Below are 26,412 nucleotides of genomic sequence, written 5' to 3'. Positions count from 1 at the left end.
GAATTTTTCCTCCTTATGGTGTATAAAAGATAGAGACCCAAAACAGGTTCAAAGGAAGGTCCTTTCCTTTGTGTGCCTATCATAACATACCCCCCCCCGGTGTCAAGACCCAATTTTCAATTTTTCCATTTTTTCTTTATTTTCTTTAGTTTGGAAGTTCTAACTCCGGAGACGAAACAAAAAGCGCACGCTTTCGCGTGCGCTTTTTGTTTCGTGATGGGTCGCTCTTACTGGCCGTCCTTGGGGGCGGGGCCGTCGGCGGGCAGGGGATCGGCCGGGCCGGGCAGGGCCGTCTGCTGGGCCAGGTACTCGGCTGCGTCATCGGGGACGTCGTCGAGGTCTTCCTCGCTGCCGATATCCACCACATGGGGCATCCGCTTGAAGAAGACATCATACATCATAGGCACGATATACAGCGTCATGAAGGTGGCGTAGGTCAGGCCGCCGATGATGACGATCGCCATGCTGCTCATCAGCTGGCTGGCCATATCGTTGCTGAACAGAACCATCATCATGCCCAGGATGGTGGTCAGGGCAGTCATCAGGATGGGACGCATACGGGTCTTGCCGGTGGCCACCAGGGCGGCGCGGCGGTCCATGCCGCCCAGACGCAGCTGGTTGGTGTAGTCCACGAACAAGATACCGTTGTTGACCACGGTGCCCATCAGGACGATGAAGCCCATCAGGCTCATCATGCTCAGCTGCTCGCCCAGGCCCAGCAGACCGATCATGCCGCCGGTGAAAGCCAGAGGGATGGTGAATAGCACGATGAAGGGGGACAGCAGGCTCTGGAACTGGGCCACCATCACCAGGTAGACCAGGGGCAGAGCCAGGGCCAGCCACTGGATCATCTGGCTCATGATATCGTTGACGGTGCTGGTCTCGCCGCTGAGGGAGACGCTGTAACCCTCGGGCAGGGAGCCGGAAGCGCTCCAGTCATCCAGTTTCTGCTGCAGCTGGCGGGCCTGCACGGTGGTGTTGTAGCCTTCCAGCGTCTCGGCCGACACGGTGATGCAGCGGGTCTGGTCCTGCCGCGTGATGGAGTCGGGGGTGGTGCCGTAGGTGATCTCGGCAAACTCCCGCAGGGTGTGCACCTCCGCCACCTGGCTACCGTCTGCGGCATAGTTGGTGGTGTTGAAGGTCATATCCATCAGGTTTTCCACGGTCAGAGGATCGGTGTCATCCACCACCCGGACCGTCATGCTCTCGCCGTTGATGTTGATGGTGGTGGAATCGGTGGACGTGGTCAGCCGGGCCGCGATCTGCTGGTAAGCCTGGGCCACCGTCAGGCCGGCGGCGCGGGCCTTATCCTTGTCGATATGCAGCTCGATGGTCTGGTCGCCCGCACCCAGGCCGGTGGATGCGTTGGCAAAGCCCTCGGTGCTGTTGACCATCTCCACCACGTCGCCTGCCAGGCTCTCCAGGGTATCGAAATCCTGGCCGTAAATGGTGACCGACAGGCCGCTGCCCAGCAGGCTGGTGATCTCGGAAATACCGTCGATGGTGACGGTGCTGGTGCAGTCGTACTGGGTCATGGCCTCTTCCAGGGCCGCGCCCACACGCTCGGCGTCCGAAGCGCCGGCGCCCTCCACCAGCTTGATGTTGTAGGCATAGGTGCCGTAACCGGTGGTCGTGGTGGACAGCAGGTTGCTGATGGTACTGCCCAGCATACCCACATCCACGCCATAAATGGTGGTGTCGGTGGTGACGCCCACCTCAGCCACCTGATCCAGACCCATGGCGGTCTCCAGGATCTGGCCGGCCATCGCATAGGACTCTTCCCGGGTCATGTCGCTGGGGGTGGTCACGCTCATGCTGATCTCGGTGCTGGAAACATCGGGCAGCATCACCATGCCCATCGAGGCCACACGCCACACGCAGAAGACCAGCAGCACCACGACGGCGCCCATGGGGGCCGCCTTGTGATCCAGGCACCACTCCAGGCTGTGGCCGTATTTCTCCTGGATCTTATCGAACCAGGGCCACTTTTTGACCTGAGCCTCCTTCAGGATGGTGGAGGCGGAAGCGGGCACCACCGTGATGGCCACCAGCAGGGAGGCCATCAGGCAGTAGCCAATGGTCAGGCACATGGGCAGCATCAGTTCGCGGGTGATCTGCTTGGTGAACACCACCGGCAAAAAGACGCACACCGAGGTCAGAGTAGAGGAAACGATGGAGGCGAACACCTGCCGTGTACCCTGCACGGCGGCGCGGGGGGCCGCCACGCCCCGGGCACGCAGGCGGTAGATGTTCTCCATGACGACGATGGAGTTATCCACCAGCATACCGATGCCCAGAGACAGGCCCGCCAGGCTCATGATGTTCAGGTCCAGGCCGGTGAAATACATCAGCACCACCGCAAACAGGACCGACAGGGGGATGCTGATGCCCACCACCAAAGTCGGCTTGACATCCTTGAGGAACAGGGCCAGGATCAGGATGGCCAGGATGGCGCCCTGGGCCATACTGGACAGGATGCTGGAGATCAGGACGGTAATGTAGTTGCCCTGGTTGGACAGGACGCTGAAATTCAGCCCCTCATACCGCTGCTCCATGGCATCGAACGCGGCCAGGCAGGCGTCCGACACGGCGTTGGCGCTGGCCGAAGTGCTCTTGTAAATATTCAGGACCACGGCCTGCTCGCCGTTCAGCCGGGTGAAGGAATCGCCGGCGTTGTCCACCACGGCCACATCGGCCACGTCGCTCAGGTAGACGTCGGTCACGCCCTCGATGTGCAGCAGCAAAGCGCCTTCCAGGTCCGCAACACTGCTGTACTCCTCGCCCACCTTCAGCAGCCAGGAATTGTCGTCGGCGTCGTCCACATAGCCGGCCGGCATCGAGAAGTTCTGGGCGTAGATCAGCTGGCTGAGCAGGTCGATGGTCAGCAGGTTGTTCACATCGGCGTTGGCGAAGGCGCTGGCCTTGGCCTGCTCGAACTCCTGCGCATACTGGTCGTACAGCTTCTGGCCTTCGTCCACCTGGCGCTGGGCCTCGGTGATCTGCAGATAGGCCTCCAGCTGGGTCTGGCTCATCTCGGCGTACACCGTCTCGAACTGGTCCAGCAGCTCGGGCAGACGGTTCAGGCTGTCCAGCACGTCCTGCATGGTGGAGTAGACCACGTTCAGGCTCTCCTGGATCTGCAAGGTATCCAGCAGATCCCCGGCGGTGGAGCCGTCGCTGCCGGTCTGCTGATCCAGCCGCTGCTGCAGCTGCTGCAGGGCAATCGTCAGCTGGTCGGTCAGGTCACGGACCTTGGACACCACGTCGATGAGGTCGTCGATATCCCGCAGGCCGGTGGTGCTGATCTCGTCGATGATCTCGTTCAGGCCGTCCCGGACGGTGACCAGGGCCGCCTGGATCTCAGGCTCGTTGACAAAGGCGATCAGGTTGTCGATGGCGTCCATCAGGGTCTGCACCTTGGCGCGGATCTCCTCGCTGGCCTGCGACACCATGCCGGCCACCCGGTCCATCACCCCTGAGGCGAACACATCGCCGAAGGTATCGATGGCCTGCTGCAGCTGGGCCTTGCCGTCCGCCAGCTGCTGGGCGGCCGCATCCAGCTGCTCCTTGGCCAGGGCCAGCTGGGTATCCACCTGCTCCAGAAGCAGGGTGTTGAGTGCATCGATCTTGCTCTCGTTCAGCTGCACCTGGACATACTCGCTCACCAGGCCGGTGGTCGAGATGCTGGACACGCCTTCCTGGCGCTCCAGCTCGGGGATGATGCTCTCCTGCATGAACTTGGTCAGCTCGAAGATATCCGACCCTTCCCGGCCCACGGCCACCGTCATCAGGCTGCTCATGTCCATGCTCAGCTCCAGGATGGAGGGGGTCAGACAGATGTCCGGCAGGCTGTCGGCGTTTTGGTCCAGGGTGTTGGACACCTTGACCAGGGCGCTGTTCATATCGGTATCCGCCGCAAAGCCCAGCTGCACGATGCTGTAGTTTTCGGCGGAGGTCGAAGTGATGCTGGACACGCCCGCCACGGTGCCCAGGGCGCTCTCCAGCACCTGGGACACTTCCTGCTCCACCTTTTCAGGGCTGGCGCCGGGATAGACCGTCACCACCATCAGGTAGGGGGTGCTGATCTCGGGCAGCAGGTCGGTGCGCAGGTTGGTCACCGATACGAATCCCATCAGGAATACGATCAGGACCGAGACCAGCACGGTGAATGGCTTTTTTACACTGTATTTTTCCATGAGTCTTCCCTTTTTGACTGATGATCCGGCGCCGCGGTACCGCAGCGGCGCCGGACAGACTGGCTGTATGCCGGCAGGCGCGGCCAACGCCTCCGCTCTCGGGATGGATCTGCACAGGATCGGGCCGCGCTCCAAAGGTCCGGGCGCGCCCCGGGTCCTGCATTCCCATACATACGCAAAACGCGCCGCCCGCACAGTTTATTGCAGTCCTGTCTAGATTTCGTTTTTTCGTCATTTTGGACGCGGGCAGTTCTTTTCAATTATACACGAACAGGGCGCACTTGCAAGAGCCAAAATGTGATTTTTTTGAGGGCGTTTCCCAAATTTTCCCCCGTCCCGGCCTTTTGGCCGGATTTACAGATGGAAAACTGCAAAAAAATGTGATATACTGTGAAGATGACGGCCGCACCGGGCCGTCCCATGCAGAAGGAGCCCTGCCGCCGGCGTCCCAAAAGGCGGCGCCTTCTGAAAAACGGGGCCATGCCGGGGGCAAAACCCCGGCCATCCCCGCCCAAAGCCCTGCCCTGCGGCAGGCCCGCGCATCCGGGCAGGGCCGGTTTGACCGTTTGATACAACAGTGAGGTATATATTTTATGAAGCAAGCCATCGCCGTCCGTTTTGATGAGAACGGCAAAGAAGAATATTTCGACCCCGCCGGACTGGAGGTCCACGCCGGGGATTATGTCATGGCCGACACGCCCCGCGGCCCGGTCTGCGGCCAGGCGGTCCGGGAGGCTGCTCCCACGCCCGAATACCAGCTGCCCCGGCCCCTGCGCCCCCTGCTGCGGATGGCCGACAGCGTGGACATCCGCCGGATGCACCAGCGCCAGAACGAGGACAAAAAGGCATGGCGGATCTGCCGGGAGTGCATCGACCGCCACGGCCTGGAAATGAAGCTGGTCAAGGTAGAGTATGCCCCCGATCACTCCAAAGTCACCTTCTATTTCACCGCCGACGGCCGGGTGGACTTCCGCGAACTGGTGAAGGACCTGGCCAGCACCTTCCATATGCGGATCGAGCTGCGGCAGATCGGCGTCCGGGACGAGAGCAAGATGATGGGGGGCCTGGGCCTGTGCGGCCAGACCTTCTGCTGCAGCCGCTTTCTGCGGGACTTCCAGCCGGTATCCATCCGGATGGCCAAAGAACAGGGCCTCTCCCTCAACCCCACCAAGATCAGCGGCTGCTGCGGCCGCCTGATGTGCTGCCTGGGGTATGAGCAGTCGGCCTACGAGTATCTCAACAGCATCATGCCCATGGTGGGCAGCACGGTGCGCACCCCCGACGGCACCGGCCTGGTGGTGGAGACCAACCCCATCTCGGGCTACCTGCGGGTGCGGCTGTCCACCGAATCCATCGCCCCCAAATACTACAAGGCCAGCCAGTGCCAGTATATCTCGGGCGGCAAGCGTGCGCCCCGCCGCCCCGACCCCAGCGACGACTACTCGGGCCTGCAGGACCCCGCCCCCGTGGTGGCGGCAGCCGGGGAAGACGACGTGCGCGGCTGACTTTGCCGGGGGAAAAACGGTTAGCTTAGTATAACACGGTTAGCTTAGTATAACCATGTATCGTGATTTTCCACGAAAAACACGCCGTAAACTCCCCGAAAGTTAGCGGATGCTTTTGTGCATTCAGCCAAAATCGCAGGTTTGGTTGTTGCCGGGGCACGGTTAGTCTTGCCTTTTCGGTTTGTCTTTGCTACAATCGGCACAGGAAAAGACGCCGCAGACGGCGTCTCCTAAGAGAGGCTTGGCTGCGGCCGTGCAGGAGCAGACCTCTGGGGGTGGTTTCCCCGTTTTCCAGTTTTGTTAGGCACGGGTCGAAAGGAGAGTTCTACTATGGCACATAAGGTTAGTGACGCATGCATCGGCTGCGGCGCCTGCGAGGGCGCTTGCCCTGTTGGCGCTGTGAAGGTCGAGGACAACGTGGCCGTCGTTGACGCTGCCGCTTGCATCGACTGCGGCGCTTGCGAGGGCGCTTGCCCCACCGGCGCTATCACCGCTGAGTAAGCGATTTCGCCACAAAGCAGACCAAAGCGGCGGGCCCGAAAGGGTCCGCCGTTTTTGCCTGTTGTCCGCACGGCCCACCGGGCCGCTTTCCTTTCGCAGCCCAGCGCCCCCGCCGGGCGCATCTTTTTTTATAGGGGCCCAGGTTTAGCTATGGAATATTCAACCGAAATTTTGTATAATAGGACCAGCATCTACTGCACCCCGGCCCACTGCTTTGGCACCGACGCGCTGCTGCTGGCCCGCTTTGCCCGGCCCGCCCCGGGACAGCGCGCCGCGGACCTGTGCTCCGGCTGTGGCGTAGTGGCCCTGGAATGGCACGACAAAGGCCACCGCGGCCCCTGTCTGGCCCTGGAGCTCCAGCCCGAAGCCAGCGCCCTGCTGGCCCGGGCCGCCGCCGACCAGGGCATCTGCCACATCCGCCCGGTCTGCGCCGACCTGCGCACCTGGACGCCCGATCCCGGGGAGGCGGGCCAGTACCATCTGGCCGCCTGCAACCCGCCCTATTTTGCGGCGGGCCCCGCCAGCCCCGACCCCGCCCGTGCGGCCGCCCGCCACGAGGGCAGCTGCACCCTGGCAGACGTGTGCGCCTGCGCATTCCGGCTGCTGCGGGACGGGGGCAAGCTGACCCTCTGCCACAGGCCCGAGCGTCTGGCCGAGGTGCTGGCCGTGCTGCGCCAGTACCGGCTGGAACCCAAGCGTTTGGCCTTTGTGCGCAGCAGCCCCGGGGCCGCGCCCTGGCTGTTCCTGGTGGAAGGGCAGAAGAATCGCCGCACCGGCCTGAAGCTGGAGCCTGACATCCTGGTCAGCGCCGGGGCCGCACAATATGGACCAGCCCACGAGGGCTGACACTGGAGGTATTATGGCCGGAACGCTGTACATCGTCGCCACCCCCATCGGCAATCTGGAAGATATGACCCCGCGGGCGGCAGCGGCTTTTGGGGCGGCAGACTTTGTCGCCGCTGAGGACACCCGGGTCACCATGCGTCTGCTCAACCATCTGGGGCTGAAAAAGCCGATGGTCAGCTACCACGAGCACGCTCTGAACCGGGGCGAGGGCATCCTGCGCCGGATCGAGGCGGGAGAGAATTGCGCCCTGTGCTCGGATGCGGGGATGCCCTGCATCTCGGACCCCGGGGCGGTCATCGTCCGGGACGCCCTGGCCCGGGGGATCCCCGTCACGCCGGTGCCGGGAGCCTCGGCCTGCGTCACCGCTCTGGCCGTGTCGGGCCAGGACACCTCCCGCTGGGTCTTTGAGGGGTTCCTGCCCGCCGAACGCCGTCTGCGCCGCAAACGGCTGGCCGCCTTGGAAGGGGAGACGCGCACCGTCATCTTTTACGAAGCGCCCCACCGGCTGCGGTCCACCCTGGACGAGCTGGCCGCCGCCTTTGGCGGGGAACGCAGCGTCACCCTCTGCCGGGAGCTGACCAAACTGCACGAGGAGATCTGGAAGACCACCCTGGCCGAGGCCGCCGCCCACTATGCACAGGCCGACCCCCGGGGGGAATATGTTCTGGTAATGGCAGGCGCCCCTGAAGCGGACCCTGCCGATGCCCCCACCCTGGCCGAGGCCGCCGCCCATGCCCTGGCCCTGATGCGGCAGGAGGGGCTGCCCCCCACCGCCGCCGCCAAAGCCGCGGCCCAGGGCACACCCTACGGGAAAAGCGAGATCTACAAGCTGCTGCTGACCCTGCAAGAGCAGGACGGCGGCGGAGAATAAAGGAGAGCCATCCTTATGACGAAACTTTTGATCCTGAGCGACAGCCACGGCAGCGCGGAGGCGGTCCAGCGCATCCTCACCGCAGAGAGCGACGCCGACGCCGTCATCTACCTGGGGGACGGCCTGCACGACCTGGAACGCGCCCTGATCGTCTCCCCCAAGCTGCGGGTCTACTCGGTCGCCGGGAACTGCGATTACGGCGCGCTGGAGCCGCTGGACGGCCTGGCCGCCTTTGACAGCGTGGTAGTATTCTATACCCATGGGCATATGTACGGTGTCAAATACGATTTGGACACACTGGCTGAGACCGCAGCCGCCCGCGGGGCGGAAGTGGCCCTGTTCGGGCATACCCACATCCCTCTGGCCGAGCAGCACGGCACCGTTCTGCTGTTCAACCCCGGTTCCTGCGGGCGGTGTTATGTGGGGCCGGACACCTACGGCATCCTGACCCTGGCCGACGGCAAGGTGATGCGGGCCGAGCACAGGGAGGTGCCCAAGCGGTGAGCCTCAACGAAGTGCGCTGCCTGCCCCAGTGCGGCAGCACCAATCTTTATGCCAAAGAGCATATCGAGGAATTCGGGCCGGTGGGGGCGGTGTACACCACCTGCCAGACCGACGGGCGGGGCCGTCTGGGCCGCCGCTGGGTCAACGCGGCAGGGCAGGCCCTCTATTACACCGCCGTGCTCAAGGTGCCCATGGTCCAGCCCGGGACCCTGCCTCTGCTGGCCAGCCTGGCGGTGCGCAAGCAGCTGGCCCTGCGCTACGGGGTGGAGTGCGCCATCAAGTGGCCCAACGACCTGCTGCTGGGAGGCAAAAAGGTGGTCGGCATCCTCTGTGAGGCGGTCAGTTACGGCACCAACGACCAGGGCCGGGGGTATCTGTGCGGCATCGGCATCAATCTGGCCCAGCCCCAAAGCTATTTTGACCAGGCGGAGCTGCCCTACGGCACCTCCCTGCTGCTGCAGGGGGCCGGGGTGGATCTGGAGACCGACCCTTCCTGGCTGGCCGAGGGCCTGACCGACTTCGGCTTTGACCGGGAGCTGTACACCTTCGGACCCGAGGGCTTCGCCCCCTACCGGGAGGAATACACCGCCGCCTGCGTCAACCTGGGCCGGCAGGTCTCCTTCAACCAGGGCGGGCACGCCGGCACAGGCACCGCCACCGGCATCGACTCCGAGGGCCGGCTCATCGTCCGCACCGACAGCGGGGAGGAGCGGGTCTTTACCGGGGAGGTATCCATCCAGGGCATCTATGGCCATCTGTGAGTTTTTGGAAATACGATCTGTAATATTACGCGCTGTATGTTCCACAGCAGAAAGGCCCGGACGGTCTTATCCCCGTCCGGGCCTTTTCGTTTGGTTTTTCGCGCCTGCCGCCGCTCAGTGCCGCCTTCTCCTGCCGCGCCGGGCAAACAGCCCCGGCCCGCCGCCGGCCAGCACCGTGAACACCGCCAGCACCAGCAGAAGGACCACCAGCGCCGGCAGCAGCTTCAGGGTGGACACCAGGTCGGTGTGGAAGTTGGAGACGTATTTCCGGTGGGTGACCAGATCTACGCTCCCCACCTCATAACCGTCCAGCAGGACGGTGGCGGTGCCCACCACCTGGCCCTCCTCCACGGTGGCCCGGATGCTCTCGGGCAGCTGGAACTCGAAGGTGACCGCGTCGTCGGGATGGCCGTAGCCGTCCACCACGTTGGCCGCATACAGCTCCACCTCGGGGTAGGCGCGGCACTGGGTCAGGGGGACAGTGGCCAGCACGGCGGTGGTATCCACCAGCTGCCGGTCGTTGAAGGTGGCGAACACCCAATCCAGCAGCTCGGCGCACTCCCGGTAGATGTTGTCCAGGTCGGACCCCAGCACCACCAGGCCATAGGTATGGCCCTCCTGCTGGGCAAAGGTGACGAAACACCGGCCCGCCAGGGTGGTGAAGCCGGTCTTCATGCCGCGGATGTAGTCCCTGTAATAGGGCTGGTCGGGGTAGAGCATCAGGTTGGTGGTCTGGATCTCCCGCGATTCGGTGTGGAGGTTGGTGGCGGGCAGGGTATAGGTGACCGACTGGGCTGCCTCCATATACCCGGACTGCGCGTAGCAGGCCGCCGCGATCCTGGCCAGATCCCGGGCGGTGGACACGTTGCCGTAGTCATACAGCCCATGGGGGCAGGTGAAGTTGGTGTCGGTGCAGCCCAGCTCGGCGGCCCGGGCGTTCATCCGGGCCACAAAGGCGGTGATGTCGCCTCCCGCCAGGTCGCTGGCGATGACGCTGGCCGCATCGTTGGCGCTGGCCACCACCAGCCCGTACAAAAGATCCCTGCGGCGGACCGTCTCCCCGATCCGCAGGCCCATGGTGGTGCCGTTGGCGTTGCGGATGTCGGTGAACTCCTGGGTCAGGGAGGTGGGCACGGTGACCTCCCCGTCCAGATCCGCCCCGCTCTCCAGCAGCAAAAGGGCGGTCATCATCTTGGTCAGGCTGGCAATGTAACGGGGCTGGCTGGCATTCTGCTCCAGGATGGTCTTGCCGGTGTCCAGGTCGAACAGATAGACCGATTCATCCTGATAGGTGGTCTGCACCGGCATGGGATAAGCGGCTGCGGCGGGCAGCGCCAGCCACAAGACCAGCACCACCGCGCACACCGCCGCCCCGGCGCGGCGCAGCTTCAGGCGGAAAAGATCGCTCATAACAAACCTCCTTCAAAGCAGAGCGCCTCGGACAGGCCCTGCGCTTTTCGACGATTTATGCTATACTATAAGATACCACAAACAGACTCAAAGAGAAAGGTGGTTTTTCGACTATGTTTGTGACCGTGTGCGGAAAAACGCCCCGGGACCTGGGCGCAGCCTTTGTGGCCGGGACCGCGGTGGTGGCGGGGGACGTCACCCTGGAAGCCGGTTCCACCGTCTGGTACGGGGCCGTGCTGCGCGGGGACGAGGGCAGCATCCTGGTGGGGGAAAACTGCAACGTGCAGGACAACGCGGTGCTGCACTGCGACCCCGGCAGCCATCTCATCCTGGAACGGGACGTGACGGTGGGCCACGGGGCCATCATCCACGGGGCCGAGGTGGGGGCCGGCAGTCTGATCGGGATGCACGCCACCCTGCTGAACGGCTGCAAGGTGGGCAAAGGGTGCATCATCGGGGCGGGGGCCCTGGTGCCGGAGGGCAAAGTGATCCCCGACGGCGCCCTGGCCGTGGGCGCTCCCGCCCGCGTGGTGAAGGATGTCAGCCAGGCGCAGGCCGCCGCCTGCCAATACAACGCTATATCCTATGTGCACCTTGGGGCGCAGCATGCCGCAGCCGTCCCATCGGAAAGCGCGAAAATCAAGGAATGATGCCGGTTTTCGGCGTTTTGAAAAAGCGCCCGCGCCCCCCTTGGGCCTTTTTACAGTTTCTTCACAGGTTTGTAACCATTTTCACGCAAAGACTGGGTATACTACAATCACAAGCCGGCGGGGCCGCAACCGCTGACTTGCACATGATTCCTCCTCACACCCAAAGTAATACCCCACACAGGGCCCCCGTTCCGGCGTACCGCAAGCGCCGGGGCGGGGGTCTTGTGCGTTTACAGGCTTGCCGCAAACACTTGCAGCACGATTTTCACATTGACCTGCCGCTCCAGCTGCCAGATGGCCTGCCCGGCCAGCCGGGCGGTCCCGGCGGCCGCCTGGCCCTGCAAGGGGGAAATCTTACCGCCCCGCAGCCCTGCCGCCGCATAGGCGCACAGATCCCGCAGCAGGACCACGGCCCCCGCCTTGTCCCGCTCGTAGCGGGCCAGCAGGACCGAGGCGGCGTAGTGGTCCCCGGCGGCGGCCGCCCGGGCCAGGGCTTCCGCCTCCTCCAGCTGCCTGCGGCGGGCAGGGTCCTGTGCAGCGGCCAGCACCGACCCGATCCGCCCTTCAAAGAGGTCGGACAGCCGGGCGGCTTCCTTTTTGGGCACCCCCTGTCCGGCGCAGAAGGCGGCGCAGTCCTCTGCCGGCACCGGCGCCAAAGCAAAACTGACGCACCGGCTGCGGATGGTGGGCAGCACCCCCGCCAGAGACTGGGCGGTCAGCACAAAAAGCACCCCCTCGGGGGGCTCCTCCATCACTTTCAGCAGGGCGTTGGCCGACTCGCCGTTCATCTTTTCGGCGTGGTAGAGCAGGACGGCCCGCCCCTCCGCCGACAGGCTGGTGTTGAAGATCTCGCTGCGCATGGCGGTCACCTGGCCCACCAGATACCGTCCGCCGCTGCCCATCCCTTCCACCGAGATGGCCTCCCGCACGATCCCCGTTTCCACCTGGCCGCTGGAGCGGTCGCCGGCTTTGGCCACGGCGCGGCAGCATTCCCCCCGCAGCAGGGCCTCGGCGGCGGGCCCTCCCGCCGGGTAGAGGTAATCCGCGGCGATGCAGCGCGCCGCAAAGCCGGCCCCCAGGCCCTCCTCGCCCACCAGCAGCAGGCTGTGGCTCAGGCGGCGGGCCGCCAGCATCCGGCCCACCTCCTCTTTCAGGGCCTGGTTGCCCTCCAGACGGTCCAGCATCATGGCGCGGCCCTCCTCAGCGGCGGTTCCGGCGCCGCCACTGCTCCCGCCGGTACCACGCACGGATGTTGGACCAGAGCACGGGGCCGAAGAACAAAAAGAACCCCGCCATGGACAGCAGGTAATTCAGCCGGCCCGCCCAGCTGGTGCCGAAAAAGCTGAGCACCCAGATGGCCGCCGCAAAGATCCCAAAATACTTGACCTTGATGGGGATGATATAGAACAGCAGCACCTGCATCTCGGGGTAGAGCAGCGCAAAGGCCAGCAGAAGGGACAGGGACAGACAGTAGGTGTCCGCCCAGCCGGTGGCCAGGCAGGCCAGCACCGCCCCCAGCATCCCCGCCAGGATATAGAGGTTGAAGCGGAAGTCCCCCCACACAGCCTCCAGCGCCGACCCGATGAACCAGGTGAAGTAGGCCCCCAGGGCAAAGCTCAGGATGCCGCCCGAGGAAAAGGGTACGAACAGGAAGGTCACCAGACGCCAGACCTCGCCGGCAAAGAGGGCCGGCCGGGTGAGGGTGAGGAAATAGGTGATATAGCGGTTCACAAACAGTTCCACCGCATAGACGACGATCTGCCCGCCCACTAGGATGGCGATGAGGTTGGGGATACACCAGCGGCCGTATTTCCGCTCGAGCTTTGTCAGCCAGTTCATGTCAAGCCTCCTGTATGCAATCGGATATGCGGCCCTGCGCCGTTTTCCGCAGCAGGGCCAAGACTGGCTTTATTGTATCATGTTTGGGCGGGCCGTTCAACCGGCAGGGGAGTTTTTCACCTTTTCCACCGGGTTTTCCACCCGCTGCGCTGGATGCGGGAGGAATTTTCCGCCGCTTTTCCACACTTTCAACGGAGTTTTCAACACTTTTATTTTCCTGTGGTTTATACATGAGGTAAAGCCATCGGCCTTTTTGCGGCCCGTTTGCCGGTTCTGACTCCCCGGTGCCCCCCGCAGTTTCGTAAGTGTTGCGCCGGCTTTCGACTGTTTTGTTAAACCGCAAAACCCATCTGTTTTGGGGATTTTCCGTTTCGGAATACACCTCTCCCCACTTTTCAACATAGGGGGTCAGGCCGCGTCCTTTTTCGCCGTGTGGAAAACTTTTCCCGGTTTTAACACGGCCCGTTCATTTCCTAGCGAAATTATAGGATTGACACCCCACTGCTTTTCGGGTATAATGCCTTTGCGAGGCATTGCGGCCTTGCGTGCAAACCGACCCAAACAATACCTCTTTGTTTAAAGAGGCTCAGCTTCAACGAGGTGTTATCCAATGCTGGAACTCGAGCATATATCCTTTGATGTCCCGGGGGAACAGGGACAGAAAGAGATCATCCGGGATATCTCCCTTTCCATCCCGGACCGCGCCTTTGTGGCCATCACCGGCCCCAACGGCGGCGGCAAATCCACCCTGGCCAAGCTGATCGCCGGCATCGAGAAGCCCACCGCCGGCCGCATCCTGCTGGACGGGGAGGACATCACCCAAATGAGCATCACCGACCGTGCCAACCGCGGCATCAGCTATGCCTTCCAGCAGCCGGTCCGGTTCAAGGGCATCCAGGTGCTGGACCTGCTGCGGATCGCCGCAGGCAAGGACCGTCCCCTGAGCATCACCGATGCCTGCGCCTACCTGTCCGAGGTGGGCCTGTGCGCCAAAGACTATGTCAACCGCGAGGTGAACGCCAGCCTGTCCGGCGGCGAGCTGAAGCGGATCGAGATCGCCACCGTGCTGGCCCGGGGCCAGAAGCTGTCGGTCTTTGACGAGCCGGAGGCCGGCATCGACCTGTGGAGCTTCCAGAACCTGATCCAGGTGTTCGAGCGGATGCAGCAGAAGAACACAGACGGCTCCATCATCGTCATTTCCCACCAGGAGCGCATCCTCAACATTGCCGACGAGATCATCGTGCTGGCTGCCGGCAAGGTGACCCAGCACGGGCCCCGGGCTGAGATCCTGCCCGGGCTGCTGGGCACCACGTCCGCCGTCAACGCCTGCACCATACTGGAACAGGGAGGGAGAGAGGCATAATGCTAGACAACATCCAAAAGCAGATCCTGGCCGAAGTGGCCGACCTGCACGGCATCCCCGAGGGTGCCTACAACATCCGCTCCAACGGCCAGGCCGTGGCCCGCAACTCCACGGCCCACATCGACATCGTCCCCAAGGCGGACGGCACCGGCATCGACATCCACATCAAGCCGGGCACCAAGCATGAGAGCGTCCACATCCCGGTGGTGCTCAGCGAGAGCGGCCTGAAGGAGACGGTCTACAACGACTTTTTCATCGGGGATGACTGCGACGTGCTGATCGTGGCGGGCTGCGGCATCGACAACTGCGGCAACCAGGATTCGGAGCACGACGGCATCCACCGCTTCCAGGTGGGCAAAAACGCCCATGTGCGCTATGTGGAAAAGCACTACGGCCAGGGGGACGGCATGGGGATGCGGATCCTCAACCCCGTCACCGAAGTGCACCTGGACGAGGGCAGCTCAATGGAGATGGAGATGGTCCAGATCAAGGGCGTGGACTCCACCAACCGCAAGACGGTGGCCGACCTGGCCGCAGGCGCGCGCCTGGTGGTGCGGGAGCGCCTGATGACCCACGGCCGCCAGGTGGCCCTCAGCGGCTACAACGTCACCCTCAACGGCGCCGGGTCCAGCGCCGACGTGGTGTCCCGCTCGGTGGCCAGGGACCGCTCCTACCAGAAGTTCGACGCCCTGATCACCGGCAACGCCCCCTGCTCGGGCCACTCGGAGTGCGACGCCATCATCATGGATCACGCCCGGGTGCTGGCGGTGCCCCAGCTGGACGCCAACGACCTGGACGCCGCCCTCATCCATGAGGCAGCCATCGGCAAGATCGCCGGCGACCAGATCACCAAGCTCCTGACCCTCGGCCTGACCGAGGAGGAAGCCGAGGAGCAGATCATCCAGGGCTTTTTGAAGTGAGCCCTGCCTCCCCTTCACGCCCCCGGCCGGGGCAAAATAAACTGCGATGGTGGGGATGTTTTTCTTTTTTGTCCAACTCCCGACACAAAAAGATGGAATTTTCAGTAAAAATGTAGTATACTGATTTCATGCCAGCCGGGGCACTGCGGCCCCGGTACAGGGAGAGCAAACCATCCTCGGGCGCTGTGCGCTCCCATTGCAAGTTTGACAGAGAAGGTGGAGGATTCATGTTTCGTGGAGCAAACCGGTTTGAACTGGATCAGATCATGGAGGTCTACGCCCGGGCCAGGGCTTTGATGGCCCAGAACGGCAACCCGACCCAGTGGGGGGACAACTATCCTTCACGCCAGCTGATCGAGGAGGACATCCTGTCCAACCGGCTGTTCGTCTGTGTCATCAACGGCGAGCTGGAGGCCGTCTTCGCTTTCATCCTGGGCGAAGACCCTACTTATAAAAAGATCGAGGACGGCCAGTGGCTGGCCAACGGGCCTTATGGCACCCTGCACCGGCTGGCGTCGGCCGGCCATCGCCCCGGCGTGGCCCGGATGGTCATTGAGTGGTGCCTGGAGCACTGTGAGAGCCTGCGGGCCGACACCCACGCCGACAACAAGATCATGCAGCATGTGCTGGAGTCCAACGGCTTCACCCGCTGCGGCATCATCCATGTGGCCGACGGCAGCCCCCGCATCGCTTACCAGAAGCTGGGGGTCCATCAGCTGGCCCACGATTGAACTTACATCCCAAAGGGACGGCGATCGCCGTCCCTTTTCCTGCTTTGCAAGCGTTTGAAACAAAGGAGGCCCTGCTATGAAGATCACGCAGGTACGTCTTGGCAAATTGTCCGTTCCCCTGCGGGTGCCCTTCAAGACCGCGCTGCGCACCGTGGACCACGTAGAGGACATCGTGGTGGAGCTGCACACCGACACCGGCGCCGTGGGCTATGGCGAAGCACCCCCCACCGGCCCCATCACCGGGGACACCGCCGGCGGCATCATCGGAGCCGTGCGGGAGCTGATCGCCCCGGCCATCCTGGGCCGCGAGGTGGATGACCTGGAGTCCGTCACCGCCCTGGTGCAAAACGCCGGGGTGCACAACACCAGCGCCAAGGCCGCTGTGGACATGGCCCTGTGGGACCTGTACGGCCAGCTGCACCGCATCCCGGTGCACAAGCTGCTGGGCTCGTCCCGGCGCAGCCTGGTCACCGATCTCACCATCAGCGTCAACCCGCCCCAGCAGATGGCCCAGGACGCCCTGGACGCCGTGGCCCGGGGCTACGACTGCCTGAAGGTCAAGGTGGGGGCCGACCCGGCCCTGGACACCGCCCGGCTGGCGGCGGTGCGCCAGGCGGTAGGGGACGAAGTCTGCATCCGGATCGACGCCAACCAGGCCTGGACCCCCCGGCAGGCGGTCCGCATCCTGAACGAGATGCAGGACCGGGGCCTGGGCCTCGAACTGGTGGAGCAGCCCGTGCCCGCCCGGGACCTGGAGGGCCTGCAATACGTCACACAGCACAGCTGGGTGCCGGTGATGGCGGACGAGAGCGTCTTTTCACCCGCCGATGCGCTGCGCATCTTCCAGACCCGGGCGGCGGACTACGTCAACATCAAGCTGATGAAATGCGGCGGCCTGACCAACGCCCTGCGCATCGCTGCGGCCGCCGAGATCTGTGGGGTGGAATGCATGATCGGCTGTATGCTGGAGGCCAAGATCGCCGTCAACGCCGCCGTGGAGCTGGCCTGCGCCCGCAGCATCATCACCCGGGTGGATCTGGACGGCCCGGTGCTGTGCAGCACGGACCCGGTGGTGGGCGGCGCCCGCTTTGACGAAAAGCGGATCACCGTTTCGGACGCCCCCGGCATGGGCATCCAGGGCATCCAGCCCGGCTATCTGACCTATCTGGAACCGTGATCCCGCGCCCCGGCGGCCTGCCGGGGCTTTTTGGCGCTCCGAACGCCGTGCATTTTCCACAAAAAAACAACGGCTTCAGCATGAATTTCCCCGCCGCTGTACATTTTGACAAAATCATCTTGACCTTTTAGGGCAGAATAGATAATATTAAGTTGGAATACAGCGTGTCTCCGGCATTCCGGTTTTTTGCCCGCCGCGAGGGCGGGCCCTTCGGGGAGACGAACCAGTGCAAATGGAAGGACGATCTATGACAAACGCAGAAAAACTTGCCCTGCAAAAACACGCCTGCCGCATCCGCATGGGTGTGATCGAAAGCACCCACAGCGCCAAAAGCGGCCATCCCGGCGGCAGCCTGTCCATCGCGGAGGTGCTGTCCTTTTTGTACTTCCGGGAGATGCGGGTAGACCCCGCAAACCCCGCCTGGCCTGAGCGGGACCGGCTGGTCCTTTCCAAGGGCCATGCGGCCCCGGCTCTCTACGCAGCCCTGGCTGAGCGGGGCTTTTTCCCCGCCGAGGAGCTGCTGACCCTGCGCAAGATCGGCAGCCGCCTGCAGGGCCATCCCAACATGAACACCGTCCCCGGCGTGGATATGTCCACCGGCAGCCTGGGCCAGGGCATTTCCTCTGCCTGCGGCATGGCCCTGGGCGCCAAGGTCAAGGGACTGGACCAGGTGCGGGTCTACGCCATCATGGGCGACGGCGAGATCGAGGAAGGCGAGTGCTGGGAAGCCTTCATGTTTGCTTCCCACTACAAGCTGGACAACCTGTGCGTCTTTTTGGACCTGAACCATCTGCAGATCGACGGCCCCATTGAAAAAGTCATGAACAGCGCCCCCCAGGACAAAAAGCTGGAGTCCTTCGGCTTCAAGGTGCTGTCCGTGGACGGCCACGACCTGGACCAGATCGAAGCGGCGGTGGAAGCTTTCCACGCCGAAAAGGGCCGCCCCACCTTCATCATCCTGAACACCACCAAGGGCAAGGGCGTCAGCTATATGGAAAACAACGCCAACTGGCACGGCAAAGGCCCCGGCGATGACGACTACCGCACCGCCATGGACGAGCTGAACGCCGCCATGGCCCGGCTGGAAAAGGAGGAGTGCTGACCTATGGCAGAAGTAAAGAATATCGCGACCCGCGACAGCTATGGCCGCACCCTGCAGGAGCTGTCCGCCCAGCACCCCGACCTGGTGGTGCTGGACGCCGACCTGTCGGTTTCCACCTGCACCGCCATGTTCCAGAAAGTGGCCCCCGAGCGCTTTTTTGAGTGCGGCATCGCCGAGGCCAACATGATCGGTGTGGCCGCCGGCCTGTCCACCATGGGGCTGACCCCCTTTGTGTCCAGCTTTGCCATGTTTGCCGCGGCGCGGGCCTATGAGCAGATCCTCAACTCCATCGCTTACCCCCGGCTGAACGTCAAGATCGGCGCCTCCCACGGCGGCATCTCGGTGGGCGAGGATGGCGCTTCCCACCAGTGCTGCGAGGACTTTGCCCTGATGCGCTCTCTGCCCGGGATGACCGTCATCTGCCCCTCGGACGACGTGGAAGCCTGCGCAGCCGTGCGGGCGGCCTACGCCATGCAGGGCCCGGTGTATCTGCGGTTCGGCCGTCTGGCGGTGCCCGTCTTCCACGACGCGGCCACCTACCACTTTGAGATCGGCAAGGGTGAAAAGGTCACCGACGGCAACGACATCGCCATCATCGCCACCGGCCTGGAGGTCAACGAGGCGCGCATCGCCGCCGGCCACCTGGCCGAGCAGGGCATCGGCGCCCGCGTGATCAACATCCACACCATCAAGCCTCTGGATGAGGAGATCATCCTGGAGGCCGCCCGTGACTGCCGCAGGGTCATCACCTGCGAGGAGCACAGCGTCATCGGCGGCCTGGGCGAAGCGGTCTGCTCGCTGCTGAGCGAAAAGCTGCCCACCCCCGTGCGCCGTGTGGGCATCCAGGACAAGTTCGCCTGCTCCGGCCCCGCATGGGACCTGATCCACGCCTTTGGCCTGGACGCCGCCACCATCGAAAAGACCGCCCACGAAATGCTGGGCTGCTGATAACAGCAAAAAAGAGCCGCTGCCCAAAAGCAGCGGCTCTTTTGCGTGTTGGAACAACAGTTCACTTATGGGAAGCGTACAGCAGGCTGTGCTTGTAGGCGATGGCCTTCTGGATGCGGGCGGCCTCATCGGGGCCTGCCAGCTGGCGCACCAGCTCCAGTCCAAAGGGGATGGCGCCGCCCAGGCCATAGCTGGTGGTGATGGAGCCATCCACCACCACTTCCTGGTTCAGCACGGCGGCGCCTGCCAGCTTGTCCTGGAACGCGGCATGGGCGGTGGCCTTCTTGCCCTCCAGCAGGCCCAGGTCGGCCAGGATGCTGGGGGCGGCGCAGATGGCCGCTACCTTCTTGCCCTGGGCCGCAAAGGCCTTGACGGTGTCGCAGACGGTCTGGTTGGCCGCCAGGTTGGGCGTGCCGGGGATGCCGCCGGGCAGCACCACCAGGTCCACCCCGCTGTAATCCACATCCTCGGCCAGGGCGTCGGCGGTCAGGGTGATGCCGTGGCTGCCGGTCACCTGCAGGCTGCCCGAGGCCGAGGCCACCACGACCTCCACCTTGGCCCGCCGCAGCAGGTCCACCACCAGGAGCGCCTCGCACTCCTCGGTGCCCTGGGCGAAAAATACAACTGCTTTGCTCATTGGGGTTCTCCTCCTGTCTTTACTCCCCGGCATCAGGGGCGGCCGGACGTTCTTCTTCCACGAACTGCCGCAGGACGCTGCCCTGCGCACACAGTACCCGGTTGACCCGGCTGATGATGGCGCTGGACGCGCCGGTCTTTTCCTTGATGTCGGTATAAATGCGTTTGTCTGCAAGCATCTCGGCGATGTCGTAGCGCTGCTCCATGGCGCTCAGCTCGGAATAGCTGCATACGTCCTGGAAAAAGCGGTAGCACTGCTCTGGCGTCTCGAGCTTGAGGATGGCCTGGTACAGGCCCGATTTGCCGGTCGGATGATCTTTTGCCATGATAATGTCCTCACTGGTCAGATGGCGCCCGGGGGGCGCTTCATTGCTTTAGTGTAAGTGTAAACCAAACCGGCCAAAAATGCAATGCTGAATTGCTGAAAAAATGCAAAATCAGAGGAATTTTTCCATCGGGGTCAGATCCATCCGGATGCCGCCATCGTCCACCGTCTCGGGCGCGCCGGGACGGTAGCCCCGCTCCTTGAAAAAGGCGATGACGGGGAGGGCTTTGGTGTGCACATGCAGCCATACCCGGCCCTTGCCGTCGCTGCGGGCCAGACGCTCGCAGGAGGCCAGGATATCCCGGCCCAGGGCCTTGCCCCGGTACTCGGGCAGCAGGTACAGGTGCAGCAGATGCAGGGCGGTGTTCTCCATCTTCCAGGCAAAATAGCCCACGGGCTTGCCGCCCAGCTGCACCACGAAATAGTTGGCCTGGCCGTCGATGTCCTCCTCGATGGCGTCGGCGCTTTGCAGCCGCTGCACCAGGGCATCCAGCTGTTTGGGGGGATAGAATTTCTTGTAGCATTCCTGCCACAGAGCGGCGGCAAGGTCGGCGGTGAGGTGGATATATTTGGCCTTGGCGACCAGCTTGTAATCAGGCTTCATAACGTTCCTTTCAGCGTTTGGTGGGTTTTCAGCGGATGTCCAGTCCCAGCAGCCGGGCGAGGACTGCGGCCTGGATGGGGTCCACGATGGCGCCCCGCAGCTCCCGCAGGGATTCCCCGGCGGTCAGGCCGTCCAAGCGGCAGCTGCGCAGGTCCAGCCCCCGCAGGCTGGCCCCGGTGACGCAGGCCCCCGACAGGTCCACGTCCTCCAAAACCAGCTGTTTCCAGCGCAGCCCGGCCAGATTGGCCCCCGCCAGGCTGGTGCGCAGGAGGCTGGCGTGCTCCAGGACGCCGTCGTCCAGGCGCAGGGCCTCCAGGCGGCTGTCGGTGCAGGACCAGTCCTTCAGGCGGCTGCCCGACAGGTTGGCCCCCAGGGCCTTGACCCCCTGCCAGGCGCAGCGCTGCCAGCTGCCGTCATACCCCTGCGCCCCCGACAGGTCGCAGCAGCGCAGGATGCAGTCGGTCAAGGCGGCCTTGCGCAGGCCCGCCCCGGTCAGGCGGCAGTCCTCCAGCAGGCAGCGGGACAGCGTCAGGCCGTCCAGCTCCTCCCCCGACAGGTCCGCGCCCCGCACCCAGAGCCCGGCGCCCTCATCCTCCGCCCCTGCCAGGGCATACAGGCGGGCCGCCCCCTCGGGACCTTCCAGCAGGACCAGACCCTGGCCGCCGGCGGGCAGGGCAGGGGCTGCGGGCAGTCTGTCTTTCCGGCCCATCACACCCGGACGATGTAGTCCGCCTTGCGGGGGGTCGCCGGCTTGGGCTGGGCGGCGGGGTAGCCCAGGATGCAGAAGCCTACCCCTTCCCAGTCGCCCTGGATGCCCCATGCGGCCAGCAGGTCCTTGCCCTCCTGGGTGTCGAACATCTCCCGGGCCCGGTTGATCCAGCAGCTGCCCAGCCCAAGGCTGGCGGCAGCGTTCATCAGATTGCCCATCACCAGGCTGCCGTCCTGCTGGGCGGTGGGGCGGTGGGCATCGGCGATCACCAGCAGATAGGTGGGCGCCCCATACATGGGGTCGCCGGTGGAGCCCATGACGGCGGCGTTCATGGCAGACAATTTGGCGCGGGTGGCCTCATCCTGGATGACAACGATCCTGGGGCTCTGCAGCCCTTTGGCGGTGGGGGCATAGGTGCCCGCCTCCAGCACGGCGTCCAGTTCCTCCTCCGTGATCTGCTTGGGCAGGTAGGCGCGGCAGCTGCGGCGGTTCTTCAAAGTTTCAAGGGTTTCATTGGTCATGGTACAGGCCCTCCTTTGGTCTTGGAATGCGGGGCAAAACCGCCCCGGCACGTCCAGTATACCGCACAAACGGGCAGAACGCAAATCAAAAAGGAGCCGGGCTGCTCGAGGTGCAGCGGCTCCTTTGCTTTTGAGCCATGATGCCATGGCAAATGGGTCACTCGGCTTTCTTGCCGTGGCGGCTGGCCGTGTCCTGAAAGCGGAAATATTCCGGATGATAATGGGAGACGGTGTATTCAAACAGGATGCCGTCGGCATTGAACGCCTGGTTGGTCAGCACGGCCAGGCAGTCAAAGCCGCCCATATCCAGGTACAGCCGGTCGGCAGGGGTGGTCCGCTCCACCGTGATGGTCCGCTTGCTGGTCATGATCTGGATGCCCAGCTCCTTTTCCAGATAGGCATAGATGGACTGTTCGGCCGCCTCCGGGGTCAGGGTCTTGACCACCGACCGGAGAAAGTAGCTCACATCCAGGATCAAAGCCCGGCCCTCCACCACCCGGACCCGTTCCACATGGTAGACGTCCACTCCAGGCGGGAAGCCGCTGGCCGCAGCCAGGGCGCTGTCGGTCTGGGTCATGGAGAAGTGAACCACCCGCGTCTGGTAATGGGTCCGGCAGCGCGCCGCCGTCTCATGGAAGCTCTCCATGCGGCCCAAGGTGAAGGGGGCCCGGGCTGCGGGGCGGTAGAGCACACGCACCCCCTTGCCCTGGATGGCCTGGACATAGCCCCCCTCGATCAGCCCGGCCAGGGCCCGGCGCACCGTGTTGCGGGAGCAGCCGTACACCGACACCAGGGTGTTCTCGGAGGGCACAAGGGACTGGTAGGGATAGTCCCCCTGCTCAATCTTGTTTTTAAGGTCACGATAGATATCACCGAATTTGGAACGGGGCATAAAGGCCTTCCTCTCTGCCGCCTGCCTGGGCCCCCGGCGGTGCGGTATGGTTTCAAACTGGGACCGGCGGGGTTGTTCAAAAAGCGGATGAGGCGGGAAACGTCCGCTGTTTTTACTGTTACAAGTTTACAGCAAAAACTTGCAAAAATCAACCCGCAAATTTGTGCGGCCTGACAAAAAGTGAGAAAAAATCCCGAAAACTTTATTTTTAGTATTGACTTGTGTGCACAGGTGTGCTATTGTTTAAAGTAGTATGCTTGTATGAACAAGGATACTTTTTCCTCCTGTTTTGACGCCAGGACGCCCGTTTTGTGCGGCTCCCGCCATCGGTGACACAGTTACGGAACGAGCGGGCCCTTTCCGGTTATACTGTAACCGTAAACAAGACGCCGCGCCATACGCGCTGAGATACTGGGAGGTAGAAGGAAATGTCTGTTGTTACCATCAACAAAGAGAATTTTAACACCGAAGTGCTTCAGAGTGACAAGACCGTCCTGCTGGACTTCTGGGCAAGCTGGTGCGGTCCCTGCCGCATGCTTTCCCCCGTCGTGGACCAGGTGGCCGAGGAACGCCCCGACGTCAAAGTCGGCAAGGTGAACGTGGATGAGCAGCCCGAGCTGGCAGCCCAGTTCGGCGTCATGAGCATCCCCGCTTTGCTGGTGTTCAAGAACGGCAAGCTGGTCAACCAGTCGGTGGGCAGCCGGCCCAAAGCGGGCGTCCTGGCTCTGCTGGACGTATAAAAGATACCAAAAGACCTTTGCACCATTTAAAGCGCCCTGCGAAAGCAGGGCGCTTTTCGGTTCTGCCGGGTATAAATCCCCTTTTCTTACAGATACTATCCATCACAGGCCCTATAAAAAGGAAAGTGAGGAAAACAACATGAAAGCAACCGGCATTGTCCGCCGCATCGACGAGCTGGGACGGGTGGTGATCCCCAAGGAGATCCGCCGCACCCAGCGCATCCGCCGGGGAGACCCCCTGGAGATCTTCACCACCGGCGACGGGGAAGTCATCTTTAAAAAGTACTCTCCCATCGGGGAGCTGCACAGCACCGCCAGCCAATACACCGATGTGCTGAACAAGTGCTTTGCCATGACCGCCTTTGTCTCGGACCGGGATCACATCATCGCGGTCAGCGGCACCGGCCGGCGGGAGATCGCGGACCGCAGCGTCAGCCAGCCCCTGGAAAAGCTGATGGAGAGCCGCAAGCCCTATCTGAACGAGGGCAGCCCGGAACAGGCCGTCCTGCCCTGTGAGGGTTCGGATCGGGCCATCCTGTGCGCCTGGCCCATTGTGGCGGCGGGGGACGTCACCGGCGCCGTCGGCCTGCTGACCGAAGACCGCAGCGAAAAGCCCGACGCCGCCCACCAGAAGGCGGTGTCGGTGGCGGCGGCTTTTCTGGCCAAACAGATGGAGGAGTGAACCCGACAGCGTGCCGGGCTGCGGGCCTTTGGGCCTGCGGCCCGTTTTTTGCGCCTTGGGTCAAAAGGCGGAGATTATGACAGAATTGAAAACTTTTTTGCCATCCCCTTGACAGCGCGCCTGTTTTGCATATAATAAACTTAGCACTCAGAGATAAAGAGTGCTAAGGCATCCACAAACAAACGGACACAGGACAGGGAGGCGGGACAGCATGGCAATGGATGAGCGCAAGCAGCGGGTGCTGCGGGCAATCGTATCCCTCTACAGCGTAGAGGGGGAGCCAGTGGGCAGCAGCGTCCTTGCCAACTACTTTGATATGGCGGTATCCAGCGCAACGCTGCGCAATGAAATGGCCGCCCTGACACGGCTCGGCCTGTTGGAGCAGCCCCACACCAGCGCGGGCCGGGTGCCCAGCGCCAAGGGTTACCGCTATTATATCGACCACCTTCTGGATGACAGCCAGCCTCTGGACCGTGTGACCCGGGCCCGGATAGACAGCGTGTTCGCCAGCCTGGACCACGAACCGGACCGTCTGGCGCAGGGCGCCGTCAAGGCGCTGGCCCAGATGAGCGGCTACACCGCGGCGGTCAGCACGCCCTGTGCCGACGACCTGTGCATCGCCCACTTTGAGGTGGTGCAGGTAGGCCGCAGCGCCGCCGCCGTCCTGGCGGTGACCACCGCCGGCTATGTGCGCACCCGGGTGGCCCGGGTGCGGGAGGGTCTGACCCGGGAGAACGCCGCGCAGCTGGCGTCCCTGCTCAACCACAGCCTGACCTTTGTGGCGGCGGTGGACCTGACCCAGCGGAGGCTGGCCGAGCTGTGCAGCCAGATCAGCCCCACCTTGGTGCCGGTGGTCAGCGCAGCGGCCGCCATCCTGGAGGAATCCGCCACGCCCAGGGTCTACCTGGGCGGCGAGCCTTTCCTGCTGGACTGGCCCCAGCTGCAGGGCGGGGTGCAGCAGATCCTCACGCTGCTCAACGACGAGGCCGCAGCGGCCCGGCTGATCACAGCCCCCGCCGAAGGCACCAGCGTCCTGCTGGGGGAGGATATGGACCCCCGGATCCCCGGTCTTTCGGTGGTCAGCTGCCGGTATCTGGCCGGGGGCGGGCTGTTCGGTTCGGTGGCCCTGGTGGGTCCCACCCGGATGCCCTTCAGCAAAGTGATCCCCCTGCTGGAAGCCTTCGCCGACGAGCTGGGCGAGGGGATGGCAGGCAAACGCAAAGAAGCACCACAGGCCGCCGTGCCCCGGCGGACCCGTCATATATAAGGAGGAGCGCAGATGAGCGAAGAAACCAAAAAGGCCCCCGAGGCCGGGGCCCCCGAACAGGCGCCTGACACCGGCGTAAAGGAGGAAGCAGCCCAGCAGGCCGCTTCTCCCGAGACCGGGACAGCCGATCCGGCCGGCGCCCCCAAGGAGGAGCCCAAAGAGGACGCCAAGAAAAAGGACGGATGGTTCAACAAAAAGAGCCGGGAGCTGGAGGGCGTGAAAGCCCAGCTGGCCGCCGCCGAAAAATCCGCCGCCCAGGCCAAGGAACAGCTGCTGCGGATCGCCGCCGAATACGACAACTACCGCAAGCGCACCACCCGGGAGGCCGACCAGAAGTTCAACGACGGCATCTCCTATGCGGTGAACCAGATCATCCCCATCCTGGACACCCTGGAAATGGCCGCCAACGCCCCCTGTGCCGACGAGAACTACAAGAAGGGCGTCACCATGACCCTGGAGAAGGCCGCCAAAGCCTTCCACACCCTGCGGGTGGAGGAGATCGAGGTGCTGGGCAAGCCCTTCGATCCCAACCTGATGAACGCCGTGCAGCAGGTCCCCGCCCAGGAAGGGCAGGAGAGCGGCACGGTGGTCACCGTCTACCAGAAGGGCTACAAGCTGGGGGACAAGATCGTCCGCCATGCCACCGTCGTGGTGGCCGAGTAGTCCGCCCCGTCAAGAGATCTTTCCGTGATACGATCGCGTTTTACGCATA

General features: G+C 63.6%; 27 protein-coding genes. 17 read left to right on the top strand and 10 right to left on the bottom strand.

What is annotated here, in order from left to right; all coding sequences use genetic code 11:
* Positions 1–227: 227 nt before the first annotated feature.
* Complete coding sequence (locus tag B5E66_RS10455; RefSeq protein WP_087232591.1) at positions 228–4,196, bottom strand: efflux RND transporter permease subunit; 3,969 nt, start codon at positions 4,194–4,196, stop codon at positions 228–230.
* Between the two features lie 593 nt (positions 4,197–4,789).
* On the opposite strand from B5E66_RS10455, the gene B5E66_RS10450 reads away from it, so the two are divergent.
* The 6 genes from B5E66_RS10450 (at position 4,790) to B5E66_RS10425 (ending at position 9,184) form a co-directional block, all read left to right on the top strand.
* Positions 4,790–5,701, top strand: coding sequence for a PSP1 domain-containing protein (locus B5E66_RS10450; protein WP_087232588.1), 912 nt, complete (start codon positions 4,790–4,792; stop codon positions 5,699–5,701).
* 330 nt (positions 5,702–6,031) lie between these two features.
* Positions 6,032–6,202 (top strand): DUF362 domain-containing protein, encoded by a 171-nt coding sequence (locus B5E66_RS10445; RefSeq protein ID WP_087232585.1) that lies wholly within the window; start codon positions 6,032–6,034, stop codon positions 6,200–6,202.
* Positions 6,203–6,352: 150 nt separating this feature from the next.
* Positions 6,353–7,048 (top strand): tRNA1(Val) (adenine(37)-N6)-methyltransferase, encoded by a 696-nt coding sequence (locus B5E66_RS10440; RefSeq protein WP_087232582.1) that lies wholly within the window; start codon positions 6,353–6,355, stop codon positions 7,046–7,048.
* Between the two features lie 13 nt (positions 7,049–7,061).
* Positions 7,062–7,919 (top strand): 16S rRNA (cytidine(1402)-2'-O)-methyltransferase, encoded by an 858-nt coding sequence (gene rsmI, locus B5E66_RS10435; RefSeq protein WP_087232579.1) that lies wholly within the window; start codon positions 7,062–7,064, stop codon positions 7,917–7,919.
* Positions 7,920–7,934: 15 nt separating this feature from the next.
* Complete coding sequence (locus tag B5E66_RS10430; protein ID WP_087232576.1) at positions 7,935–8,423, top strand: metallophosphoesterase family protein; 489 nt, start codon at positions 7,935–7,937, stop codon at positions 8,421–8,423.
* Positions 8,420–9,184 carry a biotin--[acetyl-CoA-carboxylase] ligase gene (locus tag B5E66_RS10425; RefSeq protein WP_087232573.1) on the top strand — a complete coding sequence of 255 codons (765 nt, stop codon included), beginning with the start codon at positions 8,420–8,422 and terminating at the stop codon, positions 9,182–9,184. Before B5E66_RS10430 ends, B5E66_RS10425 begins: the two co-directional genes overlap by 4 nt.
* A gap of 114 nt (positions 9,185–9,298) precedes the next feature.
* Here B5E66_RS10425 and B5E66_RS10420 read toward each other — a convergent pair whose 3' ends face one another.
* Positions 9,299–10,594: a D-alanyl-D-alanine carboxypeptidase family protein gene (locus B5E66_RS10420; RefSeq protein WP_087232570.1), complete on the bottom strand. Its 1,296-nt coding sequence runs from the start codon at positions 10,592–10,594 to the stop codon at positions 9,299–9,301.
* A 113-nt stretch (positions 10,595–10,707) separates the two neighbouring features.
* Here B5E66_RS10420 and B5E66_RS10415 point away from each other — a divergent pair, with 113 nt between their 5' ends.
* Positions 10,708–11,244, top strand: a complete 537-nt coding sequence (locus B5E66_RS10415; RefSeq protein WP_087232567.1) for a gamma carbonic anhydrase family protein — start codon at positions 10,708–10,710, stop codon at positions 11,242–11,244.
* 230 nt (positions 11,245–11,474) lie between these two features.
* Here B5E66_RS10415 and B5E66_RS10410 read toward each other — a convergent pair whose 3' ends face one another.
* Both B5E66_RS10410 and B5E66_RS10405 read right to left on the bottom strand, forming a co-directional pair.
* Positions 11,475–12,431 (bottom strand): hypothetical protein, encoded by a 957-nt coding sequence (locus B5E66_RS10410; protein ID WP_087232564.1) that lies wholly within the window; start codon positions 12,429–12,431, stop codon positions 11,475–11,477.
* Positions 12,432–12,444: 13 nt separating this feature from the next.
* Complete coding sequence (locus B5E66_RS10405) at positions 12,445–13,083, bottom strand: rhomboid family intramembrane serine protease (RefSeq protein ID WP_087232561.1); 639 nt, start codon at positions 13,081–13,083, stop codon at positions 12,445–12,447.
* Between the two features lie 610 nt (positions 13,084–13,693).
* Between B5E66_RS10405 and B5E66_RS10400 the strand changes: the two genes are divergently transcribed.
* The 6 genes from B5E66_RS10400 (at position 13,694) to B5E66_RS10375 (ending at position 19,324) form a co-directional block, all read left to right on the top strand.
* Entirely contained in the window at positions 13,694–14,446 is a 753-nt protein-coding gene (locus B5E66_RS10400; RefSeq protein WP_087232558.1) for an ABC transporter ATP-binding protein, read from the top strand.
* A complete protein-coding gene (locus B5E66_RS10395; protein ID WP_087232555.1) occupies positions 14,446–15,366 on the top strand; it encodes a SufB/SufD family protein in 921 nt (306 codons plus the stop codon). The genes B5E66_RS10400 and B5E66_RS10395 overlap by 1 nt, the downstream gene beginning before the upstream one ends.
* 227 nt (positions 15,367–15,593) lie before the next feature.
* On the top strand, positions 15,594–16,097 hold the full coding sequence (locus B5E66_RS10390) for an N-acetyltransferase (RefSeq protein WP_087232552.1): 504 nt from the start codon (positions 15,594–15,596) through the stop codon (positions 16,095–16,097).
* 76 nt (positions 16,098–16,173) lie between these two features.
* Complete coding sequence (locus tag B5E66_RS10385) at positions 16,174–17,274, top strand: dipeptide epimerase (protein WP_087232549.1); 1,101 nt, start codon at positions 16,174–16,176, stop codon at positions 17,272–17,274.
* A 247-nt stretch (positions 17,275–17,521) separates the two neighbouring features.
* A complete protein-coding gene (locus B5E66_RS10380) occupies positions 17,522–18,376 on the top strand; it encodes a transketolase (RefSeq protein WP_087232546.1) in 855 nt (284 codons plus the stop codon).
* Between the two features lie 3 nt (positions 18,377–18,379).
* Positions 18,380–19,324, top strand: a complete 945-nt coding sequence (locus B5E66_RS10375) for a transketolase family protein (RefSeq protein ID WP_087232543.1) — start codon at positions 18,380–18,382, stop codon at positions 19,322–19,324.
* 61 nt (positions 19,325–19,385) lie between these two features.
* Here B5E66_RS10375 and B5E66_RS10370 read toward each other — a convergent pair whose 3' ends face one another.
* The 6 genes from B5E66_RS10370 to B5E66_RS10345 form a co-directional block, all read right to left on the bottom strand.
* Positions 19,386–19,961 (bottom strand): DJ-1 family glyoxalase III, encoded by a 576-nt coding sequence (locus tag B5E66_RS10370; RefSeq protein ID WP_087232540.1) that lies wholly within the window; start codon positions 19,959–19,961, stop codon positions 19,386–19,388.
* Between the two features lie 19 nt (positions 19,962–19,980).
* Complete coding sequence (locus tag B5E66_RS10365) at positions 19,981–20,286, bottom strand: YerC/YecD family TrpR-related protein (protein WP_087232537.1); 306 nt, start codon at positions 20,284–20,286, stop codon at positions 19,981–19,983.
* 111 nt (positions 20,287–20,397) lie between these two features.
* Positions 20,398–20,889 (bottom strand): GNAT family N-acetyltransferase, encoded by a 492-nt coding sequence (locus B5E66_RS10360; RefSeq protein WP_087232534.1) that lies wholly within the window; start codon positions 20,887–20,889, stop codon positions 20,398–20,400.
* Between the two features lie 28 nt (positions 20,890–20,917).
* A complete protein-coding gene (locus B5E66_RS10355; protein WP_242958156.1) occupies positions 20,918–21,598 on the bottom strand; it encodes a pentapeptide repeat-containing protein in 681 nt (226 codons plus the stop codon).
* Positions 21,598–22,119 (bottom strand): nitroreductase family protein, encoded by a 522-nt coding sequence (locus B5E66_RS10350; protein ID WP_087232531.1) that lies wholly within the window; start codon positions 22,117–22,119, stop codon positions 21,598–21,600. The genes B5E66_RS10355 and B5E66_RS10350 overlap by 1 nt, the downstream gene beginning before the upstream one ends.
* Positions 22,120–22,276: 157 nt before the next feature.
* On the bottom strand, positions 22,277–23,011 hold the full coding sequence (locus B5E66_RS10345; RefSeq protein ID WP_087232528.1) for a UTRA domain-containing protein: 735 nt from the start codon (positions 23,009–23,011) through the stop codon (positions 22,277–22,279).
* A 428-nt stretch (positions 23,012–23,439) separates the two neighbouring features.
* Between B5E66_RS10345 and trxA the strand changes: the two genes are divergently transcribed.
* From trxA to B5E66_RS10325, 4 genes are all read left to right on the top strand, one after another.
* Positions 23,440–23,751 (top strand): thioredoxin, encoded by a 312-nt coding sequence (gene trxA / locus B5E66_RS10340; RefSeq protein ID WP_087232525.1) that lies wholly within the window; start codon positions 23,440–23,442, stop codon positions 23,749–23,751.
* A gap of 139 nt (positions 23,752–23,890) precedes the next feature.
* Positions 23,891–24,433 carry a stage V sporulation T C-terminal domain-containing protein gene (locus tag B5E66_RS10335; RefSeq protein ID WP_087232522.1) on the top strand — a complete coding sequence of 181 codons (543 nt, stop codon included), beginning with the start codon at positions 23,891–23,893 and terminating at the stop codon, positions 24,431–24,433.
* 211 nt (positions 24,434–24,644) lie between these two features.
* Positions 24,645–25,700 carry a heat-inducible transcriptional repressor HrcA gene (gene hrcA / locus B5E66_RS10330; RefSeq protein WP_242958155.1) on the top strand — a complete coding sequence of 352 codons (1,056 nt, stop codon included), beginning with the start codon at positions 24,645–24,647 and terminating at the stop codon, positions 25,698–25,700.
* A gap of 12 nt (positions 25,701–25,712) precedes the next feature.
* Complete coding sequence (locus B5E66_RS10325; protein ID WP_087232519.1) at positions 25,713–26,363, top strand: nucleotide exchange factor GrpE; 651 nt, start codon at positions 25,713–25,715, stop codon at positions 26,361–26,363.
* The last annotated feature ends 49 nt before the right edge of the window (positions 26,364–26,412 follow it).

The organism is Faecalibacterium sp. An121, from assembly GCF_002160915.1.
In the GTDB taxonomy this organism is placed as follows: Bacteria; Bacillota; Clostridia; order Oscillospirales; family Ruminococcaceae; genus Faecalibacterium; species Faecalibacterium avium.
Note: the sequence above shows the minus strand (reverse complement) of the source record. Positions and strands in the feature narration are given on the sequence as shown.

Excerpts from the sequence above, each read along its gene's own strand:
- B5E66_RS10375 (WP_087232543.1), top strand. The coding sequence starts at position 18,380 with ATGGCAGAAGTAAAGAATATCGCGACCCGCGACAGCTATGGCCGCACC.
- B5E66_RS10405 (WP_087232561.1), bottom strand. The coding sequence starts at position 13,083 with ATGAACTGGCTGACAAAGCTCGAGCGGAAATACGGCCGCTGGTGTATC.
- B5E66_RS10350 (WP_087232531.1), bottom strand. The coding sequence starts at position 22,119 with ATGACCAATGAAACCCTTGAAACTTTGAAGAACCGCCGCAGCTGCCGC.
- B5E66_RS10385 (WP_087232549.1), top strand. The coding sequence starts at position 16,174 with ATGAAGATCACGCAGGTACGTCTTGGCAAATTGTCCGTTCCCCTGCGG.
- B5E66_RS10360 (WP_087232534.1), bottom strand. The coding sequence starts at position 20,889 with ATGAAGCCTGATTACAAGCTGGTCGCCAAGGCCAAATATATCCACCTC.
- B5E66_RS10445 (WP_087232585.1), top strand. The coding sequence starts at position 6,032 with ATGGCACATAAGGTTAGTGACGCATGCATCGGCTGCGGCGCCTGCGAG.
- trxA (WP_087232525.1), top strand. The coding sequence starts at position 23,440 with ATGTCTGTTGTTACCATCAACAAAGAGAATTTTAACACCGAAGTGCTT.
- B5E66_RS10455 (WP_087232591.1), bottom strand. The coding sequence starts at position 4,196 with ATGGAAAAATACAGTGTAAAAAAGCCATTCACCGTGCTGGTCTCGGTC.
- hrcA (WP_242958155.1), top strand. The coding sequence starts at position 24,645 with ATGGCAATGGATGAGCGCAAGCAGCGGGTGCTGCGGGCAATCGTATCC.
- rsmI (WP_087232579.1), top strand. The coding sequence starts at position 7,062 with ATGGCCGGAACGCTGTACATCGTCGCCACCCCCATCGGCAATCTGGAA.
- B5E66_RS10370 (WP_087232540.1), bottom strand. The coding sequence starts at position 19,961 with ATGAGCAAAGCAGTTGTATTTTTCGCCCAGGGCACCGAGGAGTGCGAG.
- B5E66_RS10345 (WP_087232528.1), bottom strand. The coding sequence starts at position 23,011 with ATGCCCCGTTCCAAATTCGGTGATATCTATCGTGACCTTAAAAACAAG.
- B5E66_RS10390 (WP_087232552.1), top strand. The coding sequence starts at position 15,594 with ATGTTTCGTGGAGCAAACCGGTTTGAACTGGATCAGATCATGGAGGTC.
- B5E66_RS10365 (WP_087232537.1), bottom strand. The coding sequence starts at position 20,286 with ATGGCAAAAGATCATCCGACCGGCAAATCGGGCCTGTACCAGGCCATC.
- B5E66_RS10400 (WP_087232558.1), top strand. The coding sequence starts at position 13,694 with ATGCTGGAACTCGAGCATATATCCTTTGATGTCCCGGGGGAACAGGGA.
- B5E66_RS10395 (WP_087232555.1), top strand. The coding sequence starts at position 14,446 with ATGCTAGACAACATCCAAAAGCAGATCCTGGCCGAAGTGGCCGACCTG.
- B5E66_RS10355 (WP_242958156.1), bottom strand. The coding sequence starts at position 21,598 with ATGGGCCGGAAAGACAGACTGCCCGCAGCCCCTGCCCTGCCCGCCGGC.
- B5E66_RS10430 (WP_087232576.1), top strand. The coding sequence starts at position 7,935 with ATGACGAAACTTTTGATCCTGAGCGACAGCCACGGCAGCGCGGAGGCG.
- B5E66_RS10380 (WP_087232546.1), top strand. The coding sequence starts at position 17,522 with ATGACAAACGCAGAAAAACTTGCCCTGCAAAAACACGCCTGCCGCATC.
- B5E66_RS10410 (WP_087232564.1), bottom strand. The coding sequence starts at position 12,431 with ATGATGCTGGACCGTCTGGAGGGCAACCAGGCCCTGAAAGAGGAGGTG.
- B5E66_RS10335 (WP_087232522.1), top strand. The coding sequence starts at position 23,891 with ATGAAAGCAACCGGCATTGTCCGCCGCATCGACGAGCTGGGACGGGTG.
- B5E66_RS10420 (WP_087232570.1), bottom strand. The coding sequence starts at position 10,594 with ATGAGCGATCTTTTCCGCCTGAAGCTGCGCCGCGCCGGGGCGGCGGTG.
- B5E66_RS10325 (WP_087232519.1), top strand. The coding sequence starts at position 25,713 with ATGAGCGAAGAAACCAAAAAGGCCCCCGAGGCCGGGGCCCCCGAACAG.
- B5E66_RS10415 (WP_087232567.1), top strand. The coding sequence starts at position 10,708 with ATGTTTGTGACCGTGTGCGGAAAAACGCCCCGGGACCTGGGCGCAGCC.
- B5E66_RS10450 (WP_087232588.1), top strand. The coding sequence starts at position 4,790 with ATGAAGCAAGCCATCGCCGTCCGTTTTGATGAGAACGGCAAAGAAGAA.
- B5E66_RS10440 (WP_087232582.1), top strand. The coding sequence starts at position 6,353 with ATGGAATATTCAACCGAAATTTTGTATAATAGGACCAGCATCTACTGC.